The organism is Mycobacterium sp. IS-1264 (assembly GCF_001954195.1).
GTDB lineage: Bacteria > Actinomycetota > Actinomycetes > Mycobacteriales > Mycobacteriaceae > Mycobacterium.
This window is the reverse complement of the sequence record NZ_MBES01000070.1, coordinates 56,492-72,899: the sequence shown is the minus strand read 5'-3', so window position 1 is coordinate 72,899 and position 16,408 is coordinate 56,492. Positions and strand designations below refer to the sequence as shown.

Sequence of the window (16,408 nt, the reverse complement as noted above, 5' to 3'; positions counted from 1 at the left end):
GAGACCGTTTGGGGACAATCCGGGCCGATTTGGCGGGGTAAGTGCCGATTGCCTGGCGAAAGCGCCGCTCAAATCCCCAATTCACGCCCAAATGCCCTTACCCTGACACCCGTGACCAGTCAACCTAATGACGGACTTTGGCAGCGGCCCAGTGAGGCCGAAGAGCCAATCCCCGCACGGCCCGCCACGGCGCGGGTGGTCGACCCGGAAGATGACCTGACACCGGTCGGGTACCCCGGCGATTTCGGGGCCACCACCGTCATCCCGTACCAGGATCCCGGTCAGGCCGGCTCCGGGTACCACCTGCTCGACCAGCAGGAGCCCTTGCCCTACGTCCAGCCACACTCGGAGTCGGGCGCCTCGGCGGCGGAGCCCGCGGAGATCGACGCGGCCGAGGACGACGAGCGCCATCCCGAGGTCGGCAGGCGTGGCACCCAGCATCTCGGTTTGCTGGTTCTGCGGGTCGGGCTCGGCGTGGTGCTCGGCGCCCACGCGATGCAGAAGCTGTTCGGGTGGTGGGGCGGCCAGGGCGTGGCCGGGTTCAAGAACTCACTGTCCGACGCCGGCTATCAGCACGCCGACATCCTGGCCTACGTCAGCGCCGGGGGCGAGCTTGTCGCGGCCGCGCTGCTGGTGCTGGGGCTGTTCACCCCTCTCGCCGCGGCCGGCGCGCTGGCGTTCCTGATCAACGGCCTGCTGGTGACCATGTCGGCGAAGCCGCATTCGCACAGTTTCCCGTTCTTCCTGCCGGACGGGCACGAATACCAGATCACGCTGATCGTCCTCGCGGTCGCGGTGATCCTGGCCGGACCGGGCCGCTACGGCCTCGACGCCCGCCGGGGCTGGGCACATCGACCGTTCATCGGATCCTTCGCCGCCCTGCTCGCCGGCGTCGCCGCTGGCATCGGCGTGTGGGCGCTGCTCAACGGGGTCAATCCGCTCGCCTGAGCCTGGTCACTGATACGGGTTGGGAACCCGCCCCGAGCTGGCTTCGGTCAGCTGCGGCAGTGTCGCGAAGGTGACCGCCGGCAACCGCAGTTCTGCACCGCTTTTGAGGCGCGCCCGCGCCCAGGAACCCCGGTGGAACCGCAGCCCGTCGATGCCCTCCCAGGGCACCGTCCGGCTGCCCAGCAGGCTCCGCACCGTCACCCCCCGGTCGTCGGCAACCGTGCGTAGCCGGATGACCATCGCCGACAACACCACCGGGATGACGAGCAGCGGCGCCGACGCCGGCCAGGCCAGCACCGGTATCAACAACCCGAGGGTCAAGAATCCGACGGCGATGTGCGCCATCGGCGAAATCTTGATCACCACGGGCGGGCCGGCGGGTGTGGGGGCGGACGAACCGGTAGGCACCCGAGCATCATTGCACTGGCGGCAACGGATTTGACGGCTGAGCTGTGCGAAGGCTACCGTCGGGGGCTATGGAACCCGCCGGAAAGCCCGGAATGCTCGTAGTAATTAGTCGGCGCGTTGGTGGCTGACTAACACTTCAGCATTTGAAGCGATCCTCCCACCAACGCCCTCGTGCAGCAGCTGAGCTGACGGGGGTTTTTTCTTGCCCACAGACAACAAGGACGAAGAGGACGAGAGTGAGCGCACCCACGAGGCCACACGCCGGGTCGCAGGGAGCGGCCAACGGCGCGCCGAAACCCGCCGCGAAAGCTGCCCAGTCGAAGCGCGTCGCGCCGGAGCAACTGACCGGTGCCCAGTCGGTGATCCGGTCGCTGGAGGAGCTCGACGTCGACGTCATCTTCGGCATCCCCGGCGGCGCCGTGCTGCCCGTCTATGACCCGCTGTTCGACTCGAAGAAGCTGCGTCACGTGCTGGTCCGCCACGAGCAGGGCGCCGGTCACGCCGCCAGTGGTTACGCACACGCCACCGGCCGGGTCGGGGTCTGCATGGCCACCTCGGGTCCCGGCGCCACCAACCTGGTGACCGCGCTGGCCGACGCGCAGATGGATTCGATTCCCGTGGTCGCCGTGACCGGGCAGGTCGGTCGCGGGCTGATCGGCACCGACGCCTTCCAAGAGGCCGACATCTCGGGCATCACGATGCCGATCACCAAGCACAACTTCCTGGTTCGCTCCGGCGACGACATTCCCCGGGTGCTGGCGGAGGCGTTCCACATCGCGTCCTCGGGACGCCCGGGCGCCGTCCTCGTCGACATCCCCAAGGACGTGCTGCAGGGGCAGTGCACGTTCAGCTGGCCGCCGCGCATGGATCTGCCCGGTTACAAGCCGAACACCAAGCCGCACAGCCGGCAGATCCGCGAGGCGGCCAAGCTGATCGGCGCCGCGACCAAACCGGTGCTCTACGTCGGCGGTGGTGTGATCCGCGGTGAGGCGACCGAGCAGCTGCGGGATTTGGCCGAGCTGACCGGTATTCCGGTCGTCACCACGCTGATGGCGCGCGGCGCCTTCCCCGACAGCCACGAGCAGAACCTGGGCATGCCCGGCATGCACGGCACCGTCGCCGCGGTGGCCGCCCTGCAACGCAGCGACCTGCTGATCGCGCTGGGCACCCGCTTCGACGACCGGGTCACCGGACAGCTCGCCTCGTTCGCCCCCGAGGCCAAGGTCATCCACGCCGACATCGACCCGGCGGAGATCGGGAAGAACCGGCACGCCGATGTGCCGATCGTCGGCGACGTCAAAGCCGTTATCACCGAACTCATCTCGATGCTGCGGCACTACGAGATTCCGGGCAAGCTCGACATGGCCGATTGGTGGCGGTACCTGCACGAGGTCCAGTCCACCTATCCGCTGAGCTACGGCCCGCAGAGCGACGGCAGCCTCGGCCCGGAGTATGTGATCGAGAAGCTGGGCCAGATCGCCGGCCCGGACGCCGTCTACGTCGCCGGTGTCGGTCAGCACCAGATGTGGGCCGCGCAGTTCATTCGCTACGAAAAGCCGCGCACCTGGCTCAATTCCGGGGGGCTGGGCACCATGGGCTTCGCGATCCCGGCGGCCATGGGCGCCAAGATCGCCCGTCCCGAGGCGGAGGTCTGGGCGATCGACGGCGACGGGTGCTTCCAGATGACCAACCAGGAGTTGGCCACCTGCGCGATCGAAGGCATACCGATCAAGGTGGCGCTGATCAACAACGGCAACCTCGGCATGGTGCGCCAGTGGCAGAGCCTGTTCTACGGGGAGCGCTACTCGCAGACCGACTTGGCCACGCACTCGCACCGCATCCCGGACTTCGTGAAGCTGGCCGAGGCGCTCGGTTGCGTCGGATTGCGTTGCGAGCGTGAAGAAGACGTCGCCGACGTGATCAACCAGGCGCGAGCGATCACCGATCGCCCGGTGGTGATCGACTTCATCGTGGGCGCCGACGCGCAGGTGTGGCCGATGGTGGCCGCCGGGACCAGCAATGACGAGATCCAGGCGGCCCGCGGCATTCGCCCGCTGTTCGACGACGAGAGCGAAGGGCACGCGTGATGAACGCGAAGACACACACGTTGTCGGTGCTGGTCGAAGACAAGCCCGGAGCGCTCGCGAGGGTGGCAGCGCTGTTCTCGCGGCGCGGTTTCAACATCGAGTCGTTGGCGGTCGGGGCCACCGAGCAGAAGGACATGTCGCGGATGACCATCGTGGTCTCGTGCGAGGACACCCCGCTCGAGCAGGTCACCAAGCAGCTCAACAAGTTGATCAACGTCATCAAGATCATCGAGCAGGACGAACAGAACTCGGTCTCGCGGGAGCTGGCCCTGATCAAGGTGCGCGCCGACGCCGGTTCCCGCAGCCAGGTGATCGAGGCCGTAAATCTCTTCCGCGCCAAGGTGGTTGACGTATCGCCGGAGGCGCTGACCATCGAGGCCACCGGCGACCGCGGCAAGCTCGAGGCACTGCTGGGTGTTCTGGAGCCATTCGGCATTCGCGAAATCGTGCAATCCGGCATGGTCTCGATGGCCCGCGGTTCACGCGGCATCGGCACCGCCAAGTAACTCATCGAATAGAAGGAAAATTCACAGTGGCATTAGAGATGTTCTACGACGACGACGCAGACCTGTCGATCATCCAGGGCCGCAAGGTCGGCGTCATCGGATACGGCAGCCAAGGGCACGCGCACTCGCTGAGCCTGCGCGACTCGGGCGTGCAGGTCCGCGTCGGGCTGCAGGAGGGTTCGAAGTCCCGGCCCAAGGTTTCCGAGCAGGGCCTGGACGTTGACACGCCCGCCGAGGTCGCCAAGTGGGCCGACGTCATCATGTTGCTGGCGCCCGACACCGCGCAGGCCGACATCTTCAAAAACGAGATCGAGCCCAACCTGAACGCCGGTGACGCATTGTTTTTCGGCCACGGGCTCAACGTTCACTTCGGTTTGATCAAGCCGCCCGCCGATGTCACCATCGCGATGGTCGCCCCCAAGGGTCCCGGACACCTGGTGCGCCGCCAGTTCGTCGACGGCAAGGGCGTGCCGTGCCTGATCGCCGTCGACCAGGACCCCACCGGCAACGGCCAGGCGCTGGCGCTGTCCTACGCCAAGGCCATCGGCGGCACCCGGGCGGGCGTCATCAAAACCACCTTCAAAGACGAGACCGAAACCGACCTGTTCGGTGAGCAGGCCGTATTGTGCGGTGGCACAGAGGAACTGGTGAAGACGGGCTTCGACGTGATGGTCGAGGCGGGCTATCCGCCGGAGATGGCGTACTTCGAGGTACTGCACGAGCTGAAGCTGATCGTCGACCTGATGTACGAGGGTGGCATCGCCCGGATGAACTACTCGGTCTCCGACACCGCGGAATTCGGCGGATACCTGTCGGGTCCGCGCGTCATCGACGCCGACACCAAGGAGCGGATGCGCGCCATCCTGCGTGACATTCAGGACGGCAGCTTCGTCAAGAAGCTGGTGGCCAACGTCGAGGGTGGCAACAAGCAACTCGAGCAGCTGCGCAAGGAAAACGCCGAGCACCCCATCGAGGTCACGGGGAAGAAGCTGCGCGACCTGATGAGCTGGGTCGACCGCCCGATCACCGAGACGGCATAGCCTTTCGCGCCGAACGTGCACTCAGGGCGAGATTTTGGCGATTTTTTCGCCGTGAGTACACGTTCGGTGGCTTAGGACGCCGTGAAGCGGTCGGCTGTATGCACCACGCGGCGCGCCAGATGGTCGAGGGCGTTCTCGGTGGCTTCGTCGAGCTCGTGGATGTTGTCGTGGGTTGAGACCAGGCTCACCCCATAGGGATTGCCGTCGACGAACTTGATCGGATCGGTGTAGCCCGGCGGCACAATGATGCCGCCGAAGTGCATCAGCGTGAGGTACAGCGCGACCAGCGTGGTTTCCTGGCCGCCGTGCAGGGTGTTGGAGGACGTGAAGGCCGCGTACACCTTGTCGGCCAACTTGCCGTCGGCCCAGAGCCCGCCCAGCGAGTCGAGGAAGGCCCGCAATTGCGCTGCGGGCGAGCCGAACCGGGTCGGCGAGCCGAAGATCACCGCGTCGGCCCAGACGATGTCGTCGCCGGTGGCCGCGGGAAGATCCTTCGTCGCTTCGTAGTTGGCCGTCCAGGCCGGGTTCTCGGCGAACGACTCCGGGTCGCGCGTTTCGGCGACGTGGCGCAGCCGGACCTCGGCGCCAGCGGCCTCGGCCGCCGCGGCGATGCGCTGCGCCATCGTGGTGCCGTGACCGGTGGCCGAGTAGTAGATGATCGCGAGTTTGGTCATGGCCCCAGCCTAGGCATGCCCAGGCCGAATTCGCGGCGCAGCAGGGTACGCGCCGCGTAGTAGCCGGCCATGCCGTGCACGCCGCCGCCGGGCGGGGTGGCCGCGGAGCACAGATATGCCTTGGGAATCGGTGTGCGCCAAGGGTTCAGGCGCGGCGTGGGGCCGGCGATCGCGCGCCACGCCGAGTTTCCGCCCATCCCGATGTCGCCGCCGACGTAGTTGGCGTTGTGGTCAGACATCCGCGCGGCGGGCACCGCGCGGGCCGCCAGCACGATGTCGCGGAACCCGGGTGCGAACCGCTCGACCACCGCGGTCACGGCCTCCGTCGCGTCGACGGTCGAGCCCGCGGGCACGTGGGCGTAGGTCCAGAACGGGCGGCGGCCCCGGCCGTCGATCCGGCCCGGATCGGCGAGGTGAGGCGAGGCCGCCAGCACCATCGGCCACCGCGCGTGTCGTCCGGCCGCGATGTCGGCTTCGGCCTGCGCCATCTGCTCGCGGGTGCCGCCGAGATGAAGCGTCGGCGCGTGGCGCAACCGCTCGTCCGTCCACGGAATTTCGCCGCCGAGCACGAAGTCGACCTTGGCCACTCCGGGTCCAAAACGATAGCGGCGCAACGCTTTAGCGTACCGGGTCGGCAGGGCATCCCCGTAGATTCGCAGCAGCCCGGTCGGGGCCGTGTCGAACGCGACGACGCCGGTTGGCGGCCCGGCGATTTCGTAGTCTGCGGTGAGCTCGCCGCCATGCGCGCGCAGGTCGGCGATGAGCGCGTCAGTGATCGCCTGGCTGCCGCCCACCGGAATCGGCCAGCCGACCGAATGGGCGAGTGTCGCCAACATCAACCCGGCGCCGGCGGCCGTCATCGAGGGCATTCGCGAAATGACATGAGCGGCAACGCCGGTGAACAATGCGCGGGCGTCCTCGCCGGCCAGCGATCCCCACGCCGGGGTGCCCTGGGCCAGCATCCGCAGCCCCAGGCGCAGCGCTGAGGGCAACGACGGGGGCAGCGAGCGCTTATCGCCGAGCAGCAGCCCGACGACCGACGGGGAGTTCGCCACCAGCGGGCCCAGCAGCCGTCGCCAGGACGTCCCGTCGGTCAATTCGGCGCAGGTGCGCTCCAGGTCGCGGTAGGCGATCACGGCGGGCCGGCCCGGCAGCGGATTGGCGTACGCGATCTCGGGCACTTCCAGCCGCACCCCGCGGGCGGGCAGATCGAACTCCGCGAAGAACGGCGACGCCAGCGCCAGCGGGTGAACCGCCGAGCAGATGTCGTGTTGCACTCCGGGAAATTCCGGGTCGGCCGCAGTGCGGGCGCCGCCGCCGAAAGTCGGCTGGGCCTCGACGACCTGCACTTTGAGTCCCGCACGGGCGCAGATTACGGCCGCCGTCAGCCCGTTGGGCCCGCTGCCGACGACTGTGACGTCCACCGGTCAATTAGAGCGGAGACGCCGGCCTATAGCCTGGTCGGGTGAACTTGCCTGTTGTGTTAATCGCCGACAAACTCGCCCAATCGACCGTCGCCGCCCTGGGAGACCAGGTCGAGGTGCGCTGGGTAGACGGTCCCGACCGGGAGAAGCTGCTGGCCGCGGTGCCCGAGGCCGACGCGCTGCTGGTGCGCTCCGCCACCACCGTCGACGCCGAGGTGCTCGCCGCGGCGCCCAAGCTCAAGATCGTCGCGCGCGCCGGCGTCGGGCTCGACAACGTCGACGTCGACGCCGCCACGGAGCGCGGTGTGCTCGTCGTCAACGCGCCGACGTCGAACATCCACAGTGCCGCCGAGCACGCGCTGGCGCTGCTGCTGGCCGCGGCCCGCCAGATCGCGGCGGCCGATGCCTCGCTGCGCGAACACACCTGGAAACGCTCGTCGTTCTCGGGCACCGAGATTTTCGGCAAGACCGTCGGCGTCGTCGGGCTGGGCCGCATCGGCCAGTTGGTCGCCCAGCGGGTCGCGGCCTTCGGAACCCATGTCGTCGCCTACGACCCGTATGTGGCGCCGGCGCGCGCCGCGCAGCTCGGCATCGAGCTGCTCTCCCTCGACGAGCTGCTGACTCGGGCCGACTTCATCTCGGTGCACCTGCCGAAGACGCCGGAGACGGCCGGCCTGATCGACAAGGAGGCGCTGGCCAAGACGAAGCCGGGTGTCATCATCGTCAACGCCGCCCGCGGTGGGCTGGTGGACGAGGCGGCGCTGGCCGACGCGGTGAGCAACGGCCACGTGCGCGCCGCCGGTCTCGACGTGTTCTCCAGCGAACCCTGCACCGACAGCCCGCTGTTCGAGCTGCCGCAGGTGGTGGTCACACCGCATCTGGGCGCCTCCACCGCCGAGGCCCAGGACCGGGCGGGGACCGACGTGGCCGAAAGCGTGCGGCTGGCACTGGCGGGGGAGTTCGTCCCCGACGCGGTCAACGTCGGCGGCGGAGTGGTCAACGAGGAGGTGGCGCCCTGGCTCGACCTGGCGCGCAAGCTCGGAGTGCTGGCCGCCGCGCTGTCCGACGGCCTGCCGGCATCGCTGGTCGTGGAGGTGCGAGGCGAGCTCGCCTCGGAAGACGTTGAGGTGCTTCGGCTTTCGGCGCTGCGCGGCCTGTTCTCGGCGGTCATCGAGGACCCGGTCACGTTCGTCAACGCGCCGGCGCTGGCCGCCGAACGCGGCGTTAACGCCGAGCTCACCACCGCCTCGGAAAGCCCCAACCACCGCAGCGTGGTCGACGTGCGGGCGCTCGCCCACGACGGCTCGTGCGTCAACGTGGCGGGCACGCTGTCCGGTCCGCAGTTGGTCGAGAAGATCGTCCAGATCAACGGGCGCAACTTCGATCTGCGCGCCCAGGGCACGAACCTGGTGATCAACTACATCGACCAGCCCGGCGCGCTGGGCAAGATCGGCACCCTGCTGGGTGCGGCCGGGGTGAATATCCAAGCCGCGCAACTGTCCGAGGACGCCGAAGGTCCGAGCGCGACGATCCTGTTGCGGCTCGACCAAGACGTACCCGACGCAGTCCGGTCGGAGATCTCGACGGCGGTAGGGGCCAACAAGCTCGAAGTGGTTGACCTGTCGTGAAACTGGCGGTGATCGGCGGCGACGGCATCGGTCCCGAGGTGGTGGCCGAGGCTCTCAAAGTGCTCGACGCGGTCGTGCCGGGCGTGGAGCGGACCGACTACGACCTGGGCGCGCGCCGCTTCCACGCCACCGGCGAGCTGCTGCCGGACTCGGTGCTCGCCGAGCTGCGCGCGCATGACGCCATCCTGCTCGGCGCGGTCGGTGATCCGTCGGTGCCCAGCGGCGTGCTGGAGCGAGGCCTGTTGTTGCGCTTGCGTTTTGAGCTGGATCATCACGTCAACCTGCGACCGGCCCGGCTGTATCCCGGGGTGAGCGGTCCGCTGGCCGGAAATCCCGACATCGACTTCGTGGTGGTGCGCGAGGGGACCGAAGGGCCCTACACCGGCACTGGCGGCGCGATCCGTGTGGGCACGCCGCAGGAGGTGGCCACCGAGGTCAGCGTCAACACCGCGTTCGGTGTGCGCCGCGTGGTGGCCGACGCGTTCGAGCGCGCGCAGCGGCGTCGCAAGCACCTGACGCTGGTGCACAAGAACAACGTGCTCACCTTCGCCGGGAAGCTGTGGTCGCGGATCGTGGCGGAGGTCGGCGAAGACTATCCCGACGTCGAGGTGGCCTATCAGCACGTCGACGCCGCCACCATCTTCCTGGTCACCGACCCGGGGCGCTTCGACGTTATCGTCACCGACAACCTGTTCGGCGACATCATCACGGACTTGGCCGCGGCGGTGTGCGGCGGAATTGGCTTGGCCGCCAGTGGAAATATCGATGCCACCCGGGCCAATCCATCGATGTTCGAGCCCGTGCACGGCAGCGCGCCCGACATTGCCGGCCAGGGCATCGCGGATCCGACGGCGGCGATCATGTCGGTGGCGCTGCTGCTCGCCCACCTCGGTCAGGACGAGGCCGCCGCCCGGGTGGACCGGGCCGTGGCGACCTATCTGTCGAACCGCCCGAACGAACGGCTCGCCACCAGCGAAGTCGGCGAACGGATCGCAGCCGCGCTGTAGTCTCCAAACCCGGCGGGAGAAGCCGGGTCGGCACCAACGGGACCGCCAGCAAGGGAAACAACCCGCACCAGGCCCAGGCGGACGGATATCTCTCCGCCGCGATCAACGCGCCGAAGAGCGGCGGGCCCGCGGCGGCCATCAGCCGTTGGGTGGTGTTCTGTATACCCAGCGCCCGTCCGCTCCAGAACGGACCGGCGAATTCGGTGATCGCGGTTGCCTCCAAACCGTTGTCGAGCACCGCGAGCACCGAGATGGCGATCATGAGCGGCACGTCGAATCGCGAATTCATCCGGTCGCTCAGCGCCAGCAGGAACAGGGTCAGGGCCGCGGCGGCGGCGATGATGCGGACCGGCCACATCCGCGAGCCGACCCGGTCCGACCACCGGCCGACCCCGACGCGGCCCAGCGCGCCGAGCAGCTGCGCGAAGGTCACCAAAATCCCCGCGGCCCCGACCGACCAGCCATGGTGGTTCATCAGCCACACCAGCATGAACGTGACGGTCACGGTCTGCGGCATCATCAGCAGGCCCGCCACGGCGTGAATTCGCCAGAGCGCCAACGACCCCCGGTACGGGCTGGCCAGTTCGGCCACGGTGGCCGTCTTGCGGGACTTCCCCGGCGGATTCGCGACTCCGATCACGCTGACCACCGCGGCCACCGCGCACACCAACGCGGGCAACATCAGCCCCTCGCGGACACTGTGTTCGCCCAGTTCGGGGATCACCAGCGCGCCGAAGGCGATTCCCAGCGGTTGCGCGGTCTGGCGGATGCCCATCGCCAGGCCGCGCTGCTGCGGCGGGAACCAGCCGGACACCAGCCGGCCGCCGGCGGTGTTGCAACTCGCCGCGGCCATGCCACCGAGGAACAGATACACAGCGACCCACACCATCGAATGCACCGACGCCGCAGCGTATGCCGCCGCCGCGGTGAGCGCCGAACCCGCGGTCATCACGATTCGCTCGCCGACGCGATCCAGCACGTAGCCCCAGAGGATCAGCGTGGTGACCATGCCCCAGCTGGGCATGGACGACAGCAGACTGGCTTCGGTCAGTGAAATGCCGCGTAAGGCCTGCAGGGAGGGGATTAGGAATGCGACACCGTTGATGAAGAGGAAAGAACTTGCCGTTACCCCCAGCGAGACGACCACGATCGACCAGCGCGCCCCGGTGCTGAGTTGGCCCGCCTCTTTCGGGTCCGACGGCATCAGCCCATGCTCGCACGATGCCCGGCTGAGGCAGGCGTGATCGGCCATTACTAGGCTCGAATGCCTTGCTCCTCCTCGGGCCGTGCTGGCCCGCATCGTCGCAACGCTAGGCTCGTGCGAATGCGCCTTGGTCGAATCGCCAGCCCGGACGGCGTCGCCTTCGTCAGCATCGAGGGTCCGCTGGACGATCCCAGCGGGATGACCGCCCGCGAGATCGCCGAGCACCCGTTCGGCACGCCGACGTTCACCGGCCGATCCTGGCCGTTGGCCGACATCCGGCTGCTGGCGCCCATGCTGGCCGGCAAGGTGGTCTGCGTCGGGAAGAACTACGCCGATCACATCGCGGAGATGGGTGGCCAAACTGGCCCGACACCAGCGGATCCGGTGATATTCCTCAAGCCCAACACCGCCATCATCGGACCCAACGTGCCGATTCGGTTGCCCGCCAACGCATCACCCGTGCACTTCGAGGGCGAGCTGGCGGCGGTGATCGGCCGCCCGTGCAAGGACGTCCCGGCCGCCCAGGCCGCGGCCAACATCCTCGGCTACACCATCGCCAACGACGTGTCGGCGCGCGATCAACAACAGGCGGACGGCCAGTGGACTCGGGCCAAGGGCCACGATACGTTCTGCCCGGTCGGCCCGTGGATCGTCACCGACGTCGATCCGGCCGATCTCGAGCTGCGCACCGAAGTCAACGGCGACGTCAAGCAACACAGCCGAACCTCGTCGATGATCCACGACGTCGGCGACATCGTGGAATGGATCTCGGCCGTGATGACCCTGCTGCCCGGGGATCTCATCCTCACCGGAACGCCGGCCGGCGTCGGTCCCATCGAGGACGGCGACGTCGTCTCCATCAGCATCGAGGGAATCGGCAGCCTCGCCAATCCCGTAGTCCGCAAAGGAAAGCCGTGACAGTACGAGTCCGGTTCTGCCCGTCGCCCACCGGCACGCCGCACGTTGGCATGGTGCGCACCGCGCTGTTCAACTGGGCCTACGCGCGGCACACCGGCGGCACCTTCGTCTTTCGCATCGAGGACACCGACGCCGCGCGCGACACCGAGGAAAGCTATCTGGCGCTGCTCGACGCGCTGCGCTGGCTCGGCCTCGACTGGGACGAGGGGCCCGAGGTCGGCGGACCCTACGGCCCCTACCGGCAGTCGCAGCGCGGCGACATCTATCAGGAGGTGGTGGCCAAGCTGCTCGCGGCCGGGGAGGCCTACCATGCCTTTTCGACGCCGGAGGAGGTGGAGGCCCGTCACATCGCCGCGGGCCGCAACCCGAAGCTGGGCTACGACAACTTCGACCGACAGCTGACCGACCCCCAGCGGGCCGCGTTTCTCGCCGAGGGACGCAAGCCGGTGGTACGGCTGCGCATGCCCGACGAAGATCTGCACTGGGACGACCTGGTGCGCGGGCCCACCACCTTCGCGGCCGGCACCGTGCCCGACTTCGCGTTGACCCGGGCGAGCGGAGATCCGTTGTACACCTTGGTCAACCCGTGCGACGACGCGCTGATGAAGATCACGCACGTGCTGCGTGGCGAGGACCTGCTGCCGTCGACCCCGCGTCAGATTGCCCTGTATCAGGCGCTGATCCGGATCGGGGTCGCCGAACGGATCCCGCAATTCGCCCACCTGCCAACGGTATTGGGGGAGGGAACCAAGAAGCTCTCCAAGCGCGACCCGCAGTCGAATCTGTTCGCCCACCGCGACCGGGGTTTCATTCCCGAAGGGTTGCTGAATTATCTTGCATTACTGGGCTGGGCGATCGCCGACGATCACGATCTGTTCAGCCTCGACGAAATGGTGGCCGCCTTCGACGTGGTGGACGTCAACTCGAATCCGGCCCGATTCGACCAGAAGAAGGCCGACGCGCTCAACGCCGAGCACATCCGGATGCTCACCGCCGACGACTTCGCCGGCAGGCTGCGCGAATACTTCAACGCACACGGCCATCGCCTCGACTTGGATGACGCCTCGTTCGCCACCGCCGCCGAGCTGGTGCAGACCCGCATCGTGGTGCTCGCGGACGCATGGGACCTGCTGAAGTTCCTCAACGACGACGAGTACGCCATCGATCCGAAGGCCGCCGCCAAAGAACTCGGCGCAGACGGGGCCGCGGTGCTCGACGCGGCGCTGGCCGCGCTGGACGGCGTGACGGAGTGGACAACCGCGCGGATCGAGGACGCCCTCAAGGCCGCGCTGATCGAGGGACTGGCGCTCAAACCGCGCAAAGCGTTCGGCCCGATCCGCGTCGCCGCCACCGGGACGACGATCAGCCCGCCGTTATTTGAATCACTGGAGCTGCTCGGCCGCGAGCGCAGCCTGCGCCGGCTGCGGGCCGCCCGCGCTGGCGCGCTCTAAGTTTTTGGTACTCTGCACTGCGGTTTAGAAAGGTCGCCGGCAGCCGCGCAGCCACGGACGCTTGAGTCCGTAGAATGCGCTCTGACCTGCGGCTTTAGGCAGCCAATGGGGTATGGTGTAATTGGCAACACAGCTGATTCTGGTTCAGCCATTCTAGGTTCGAGTCCTGGTACCCCAGCAAAATCCGGCCACCACAAGCGATTAGGTGGGCATATGCGGGTGAGCTATGCTGACAGCTCGGATCGGTTCAGGCCCCGTCGTCTAGCGGCCTAGGACGCCGCCCTCTCACGGCGGTAGCGTGGGTTCGAATCCCATCGGGGCTACAAATCTTTACTGGCCGGTCCCCACCACCGCCGGCGCGGTCGACCCGCCCACCGGCATGGCCGGCAAACCGAGCTTGCGGTGGTCCCACGAACGCGCCCGTGCGGCCACGATGCGCACGCAGACCCGCTTGTTCATCATCTGCTCGACGAAGGGTTTCATGTCGTCGCTGTAGGGACCGGTGTAGCGCTCGAACACGCTGACGCCGACGCGGTGCGAGACCTCGGGATCGTCGACGATCTCGGCGACGCCTTCGAAGGACACCCCGCGCAGCGTGTCATAGGTGTCGCCGCCCTCGATCAAAAAGCTCACCCGCGGATCCCGTTTCAGGTTGACCGCCTTCTGCGACTTGGCCTTGGTCTCCAGCCAGATTTCGCCGTCGACCACCGCGTACCACATGGCGGTCAAATGCGGCTGGCCGTCCGGGCCGACGGTGGCCAATGTTCCGGTGCGGCTCTTGACGACAAAATCGGCGATCTCGTCCTCCGACATGACGATGCTCGCGCGCTGATTGGTTCCCATGGCGTCAGTCTGTCAGGTCGCTTTTGGACGTGCGCTGAGGGCGCCCTGAACGCACAGTCGCCGCCGTGAACGCACACTCGATTCGGATTACAGACGACGAGTCAGCGCTTCGGCCGCGGACAACAAATCAGCGGCCCAGCGGGCACCCGGCCGGCGCCCGATTCGGTCGATGGGCCCGGACACCGAGATGGCGGCCACGACGACGCCGCGGCTGTCGCGCACCGGCGCCGAGACGCTGGCAACCCCCGGCTCACGCTCGGCCACGCTTTGTGCCCAACCGCGCCGGCGCACGTCGGCCAGCGCCCGGTCGGTGAATTTCGCCGCCGGTAGCACCGCCTTCTGGGTGGCGGCGTCGCTATAGGCCAGCAGCACTTTGGCCCCCGACCCCGCGGTCATCGGCAGGCGCGCGCCGACCGGAACCGTATCGCGAAGGCCCGCAGCCGGTTCCAGCGCCGCGACACAGACCCGCGAGGTGCCCTCGCGACGGTACAGCTGCACGCTCTCGCCGGTGGTTTCGCGCAACTGCGGGAGCACCGCCGCACCGGCGGCCAGCAGCGGATCGTTGACGCGGGCCGCGAGTTCGGTGAGCGCGGGACCCAGCCGCCAGCGCCCTTCGTCGTCGCGCGCCAGCAGGCGATGGACCTCGAGGGCGGCCGCCAACCGGTAGGCGGTCGCGCGGGGTAAGCCGCTCCGCTCACACAGCTCGGCCAACCCGCACGGAGATTCCGCGATCGTGTGCAGCAGCCCCACGCTTTTGTCGAGGACGCCGATTCCGCTATCCTGTCTCACAAGGAGATACTAGCGTCTCGCATTGTGAGATAGCCAGTTCTGAGCGAATCGAGGCGATCGAAGATGGCAGGCACGCCGCGCACGCTGGCCGAAAAGGTTTGGGACGACCACGTTGTGGCGCCGGGTGAGGGCCCCGGGCCCGACTTGATCTATATCGACCTTCATCTGGTGCACGAGGTCACCAGCCCGCAGGCATTCGACGGGCTGCGCCTGGCCGGTCGCCCGGTGCGCCGGCCCGACCTGACGCTGGCGACCGAGGATCACAACGTGCCCACCATCGACATCGACAAGCCGATCGCCGACCCGATCTCGCGCACCCAGGTCGAGACGTTGCGGCGAAACTGTGCCGAATTCGGTGTGCGGCTCCATCCGATGGGTGACATCGAGCAGGGCATCGTCCACGTCGTCGGGCCGCAGTTGGGGCTGACTCAGCCGGGAATGACGATCGTCTGCGGCGATAGCCACACCTCTACTCATGGCGCGTTCGGCGCGCTGGCGATGGGCATCGGCACATCGGAGGTCGAACATGTGCTGGCTACGCAGACATTGCCGCTTCGGCCATTCAAGACAATGGCGGTCAACGTCGACGGGGAATTGCCCGCCGGTGTGACGGCCAAGGACATCATTTTGGCGTTGATCGCAAAAATCGGCACCGGCGGTGGACAGGGTCACGTCATCGAATATCGGGGCAGCGCCATCGAGTCGCTGTCAATGGAAGGCCGGATGACGGTCTGCAATATGAGCATCGAAGCGGGTGCCCGGGCGGGCATGGTGGCGCCGGACGAAACCACGTACGAGTTTCTGCGCGATCGTCCGCATGCGCCGCGCGGCGCGCAATGGGACGCCGCGGTCTCCTATTGGCAGCAGCTGCGCACCGACCCCGGTGCCGTCTTCGACACCGAGGTCTATCTCGACGCGACGTCGTTGAGCCCATTCGTCACGTGGGGAACAAACCCCGGACAGGGCGTCCCGTTGGCCGCGAACGTCCCGGACCCCGACCTGATGACCGACGACGGCGAGCGGCAGGCCGCCGAGAAAGCCTTGGCGTACATGGACCTTCGACCCGGGATGCCGATGCGCGAGATCGCCGTCGACGCCGTGTTCGTCGGCTCGTGCACCAACGGTCGCATCGAAGATCTGCGGGCGGTGGCCGAGGTGTTGCGCGGCCGCAAGGTCGCCTCGGGCGTGCGGATGCTGGTTGTTCCGGGCTCGATGCGGGTGCGCGCCGAGGCCGAAGCCGAGGGTCTCGGTGAGGTATTCACCGCCGCGGGTGCGGAGTGGCGGCAGGCGGGTTGCTCGATGTGCCTGGGCATGAATCCCGATCAGCTTGCGCCGGGGGAGCGCTGCGCGGCGACGTCGAACCGCAACTTCGAAGGGCGGCAGGGCAAAGGCGGCCGCACGCATTTGGTGTCGCCGGCCGTTGCTGCGGCTACCGCGGTGCGCGGCACGCTGTCCGCGCCGGCCGACTTGAACTGATTCAA

Annotated in this window: 14 protein-coding genes, 2 tRNA genes and 1 pseudogene; 11 read left to right on the top strand and 6 right to left on the bottom strand. The window is 67.9% G+C overall.

What is annotated here, in order from left to right; all coding sequences use genetic code 11:
- Nucleotides 1–111 precede the first annotated feature (111 nt).
- Nucleotides 112–948, top strand: a complete 837-nt coding sequence (locus tag A5744_RS17855; RefSeq protein WP_076063256.1) for a DoxX family protein — start codon at nucleotides 112–114, stop codon at nucleotides 946–948.
- A 6-nt stretch (nucleotides 949–954) separates the two neighbouring features.
- Here A5744_RS17855 and A5744_RS17850 read toward each other — a convergent pair whose 3' ends face one another.
- Nucleotides 955–1,293, bottom strand: a complete 339-nt coding sequence (locus A5744_RS17850; RefSeq protein ID WP_076063371.1) for a PH domain-containing protein — start codon at nucleotides 1,291–1,293, stop codon at nucleotides 955–957.
- Nucleotides 1,294–1,592: 299 nt separating this feature from the next.
- On the opposite strand from A5744_RS17850, the gene A5744_RS17845 reads away from it, so the two are divergent.
- The 3 genes from A5744_RS17845 to ilvC are packed head-to-tail and all read left to right on the top strand — an operon-like array spanning nucleotide 1,593 to nucleotide 4,989.
- Complete coding sequence (locus tag A5744_RS17845; protein ID WP_076063254.1) at nucleotides 1,593–3,443, top strand: acetolactate synthase large subunit; 1,851 nt, start codon at nucleotides 1,593–1,595, stop codon at nucleotides 3,441–3,443.
- Entirely contained in the window at nucleotides 3,443–3,949 is a 507-nt protein-coding gene (gene ilvN / locus A5744_RS17840) for an acetolactate synthase small subunit (RefSeq protein WP_076063252.1), read from the top strand. Before A5744_RS17845 ends, ilvN begins: the two co-directional genes overlap by 1 nt.
- 38 nt (nucleotides 3,950–3,987) lie before the next feature.
- The gene (gene ilvC, locus A5744_RS17835; RefSeq protein ID WP_139329726.1) at nucleotides 3,988–4,989 is read left to right on the top strand and encodes a ketol-acid reductoisomerase; all 1,002 of its coding nucleotides are present in this window, start codon (nucleotides 3,988–3,990) and stop codon (nucleotides 4,987–4,989) included.
- A 71-nt stretch (nucleotides 4,990–5,060) separates the two neighbouring features.
- Here ilvC and wrbA read toward each other — a convergent pair whose 3' ends face one another.
- On the bottom strand, nucleotides 5,061–5,663 hold the full coding sequence (gene wrbA, locus A5744_RS17830; protein WP_076063248.1) for an NAD(P)H:quinone oxidoreductase: 603 nt from the start codon (nucleotides 5,661–5,663) through the stop codon (nucleotides 5,061–5,063).
- Nucleotides 5,660–7,087: an NAD(P)/FAD-dependent oxidoreductase gene (locus A5744_RS17825; protein WP_076063246.1), complete on the bottom strand. Its 1,428-nt coding sequence runs from the start codon at nucleotides 7,085–7,087 to the stop codon at nucleotides 5,660–5,662. The genes wrbA and A5744_RS17825 overlap by 4 nt, the downstream gene beginning before the upstream one ends.
- A 41-nt stretch (nucleotides 7,088–7,128) precedes the next feature.
- On the opposite strand from A5744_RS17825, the gene serA reads away from it, so the two are divergent.
- Nucleotides 7,129–8,715 carry a phosphoglycerate dehydrogenase gene (gene serA / locus A5744_RS17820; protein WP_076063243.1) on the top strand — a complete coding sequence of 529 codons (1,587 nt, stop codon included), beginning with the start codon at nucleotides 7,129–7,131 and terminating at the stop codon, nucleotides 8,713–8,715.
- Nucleotides 8,712–9,722 (top strand): 3-isopropylmalate dehydrogenase, encoded by a 1,011-nt coding sequence (locus A5744_RS17815; RefSeq protein ID WP_076063241.1) that lies wholly within the window; start codon nucleotides 8,712–8,714, stop codon nucleotides 9,720–9,722. The genes serA and A5744_RS17815 overlap by 4 nt, the downstream gene beginning before the upstream one ends.
- A 133-nt stretch (nucleotides 9,723–9,855) precedes the next feature.
- Here A5744_RS17815 and A5744_RS17810 read toward each other — a convergent pair.
- Nucleotides 9,856–10,926 (bottom strand): annotated as a pseudogene (locus tag A5744_RS17810) (MFS transporter); the annotation flags it as partial.
- Nucleotides 10,927–11,046: 120 nt separating this feature from the next.
- On the opposite strand from A5744_RS17810, the gene A5744_RS17805 reads away from it, so the two are divergent.
- The 4 genes from A5744_RS17805 (at nucleotide 11,047) to A5744_RS17790 (ending at nucleotide 13,618) form a co-directional block, all read left to right on the top strand.
- Nucleotides 11,047–11,844: a fumarylacetoacetate hydrolase family protein gene (locus A5744_RS17805; protein WP_076063239.1), complete on the top strand. Its 798-nt coding sequence runs from the start codon at nucleotides 11,047–11,049 to the stop codon at nucleotides 11,842–11,844.
- Nucleotides 11,841–13,295, top strand: a complete 1,455-nt coding sequence (gene gltX, locus A5744_RS17800; protein ID WP_076063238.1) for a glutamate--tRNA ligase — start codon at nucleotides 11,841–11,843, stop codon at nucleotides 13,293–13,295. The genes A5744_RS17805 and gltX overlap by 4 nt, the downstream gene beginning before the upstream one ends.
- Before the next feature lie 106 nt (nucleotides 13,296–13,401).
- Nucleotides 13,402–13,473: transfer RNA gene (locus A5744_RS17795), tRNA-Gln, on the top strand.
- Between the two features lie 72 nt (nucleotides 13,474–13,545).
- A tRNA-Glu gene (locus A5744_RS17790) sits at nucleotides 13,546–13,618 on the top strand.
- Between the two features lie 7 nt (nucleotides 13,619–13,625).
- Here A5744_RS17790 and A5744_RS17785 read toward each other — a convergent pair.
- Both A5744_RS17785 and A5744_RS17780 read right to left on the bottom strand, forming a co-directional pair.
- Nucleotides 13,626–14,138: a PPOX class F420-dependent oxidoreductase gene (locus A5744_RS17785; protein ID WP_076063236.1), complete on the bottom strand. Its 513-nt coding sequence runs from the start codon at nucleotides 14,136–14,138 to the stop codon at nucleotides 13,626–13,628.
- A gap of 87 nt (nucleotides 14,139–14,225) precedes the next feature.
- On the bottom strand, nucleotides 14,226–14,927 hold the full coding sequence (locus A5744_RS17780; RefSeq protein ID WP_076063235.1) for an IclR family transcriptional regulator: 702 nt from the start codon (nucleotides 14,925–14,927) through the stop codon (nucleotides 14,226–14,228).
- Between the two features lie 63 nt (nucleotides 14,928–14,990).
- Between A5744_RS17780 and leuC the strand changes: the two genes are divergently transcribed.
- The gene (gene leuC, locus A5744_RS17775) at nucleotides 14,991–16,403 is read left to right on the top strand and encodes a 3-isopropylmalate dehydratase large subunit (RefSeq protein WP_076063233.1); all 1,413 of its coding nucleotides are present in this window, start codon (nucleotides 14,991–14,993) and stop codon (nucleotides 16,401–16,403) included.
- Nucleotides 16,404–16,408 lie beyond the last annotated feature (5 nt).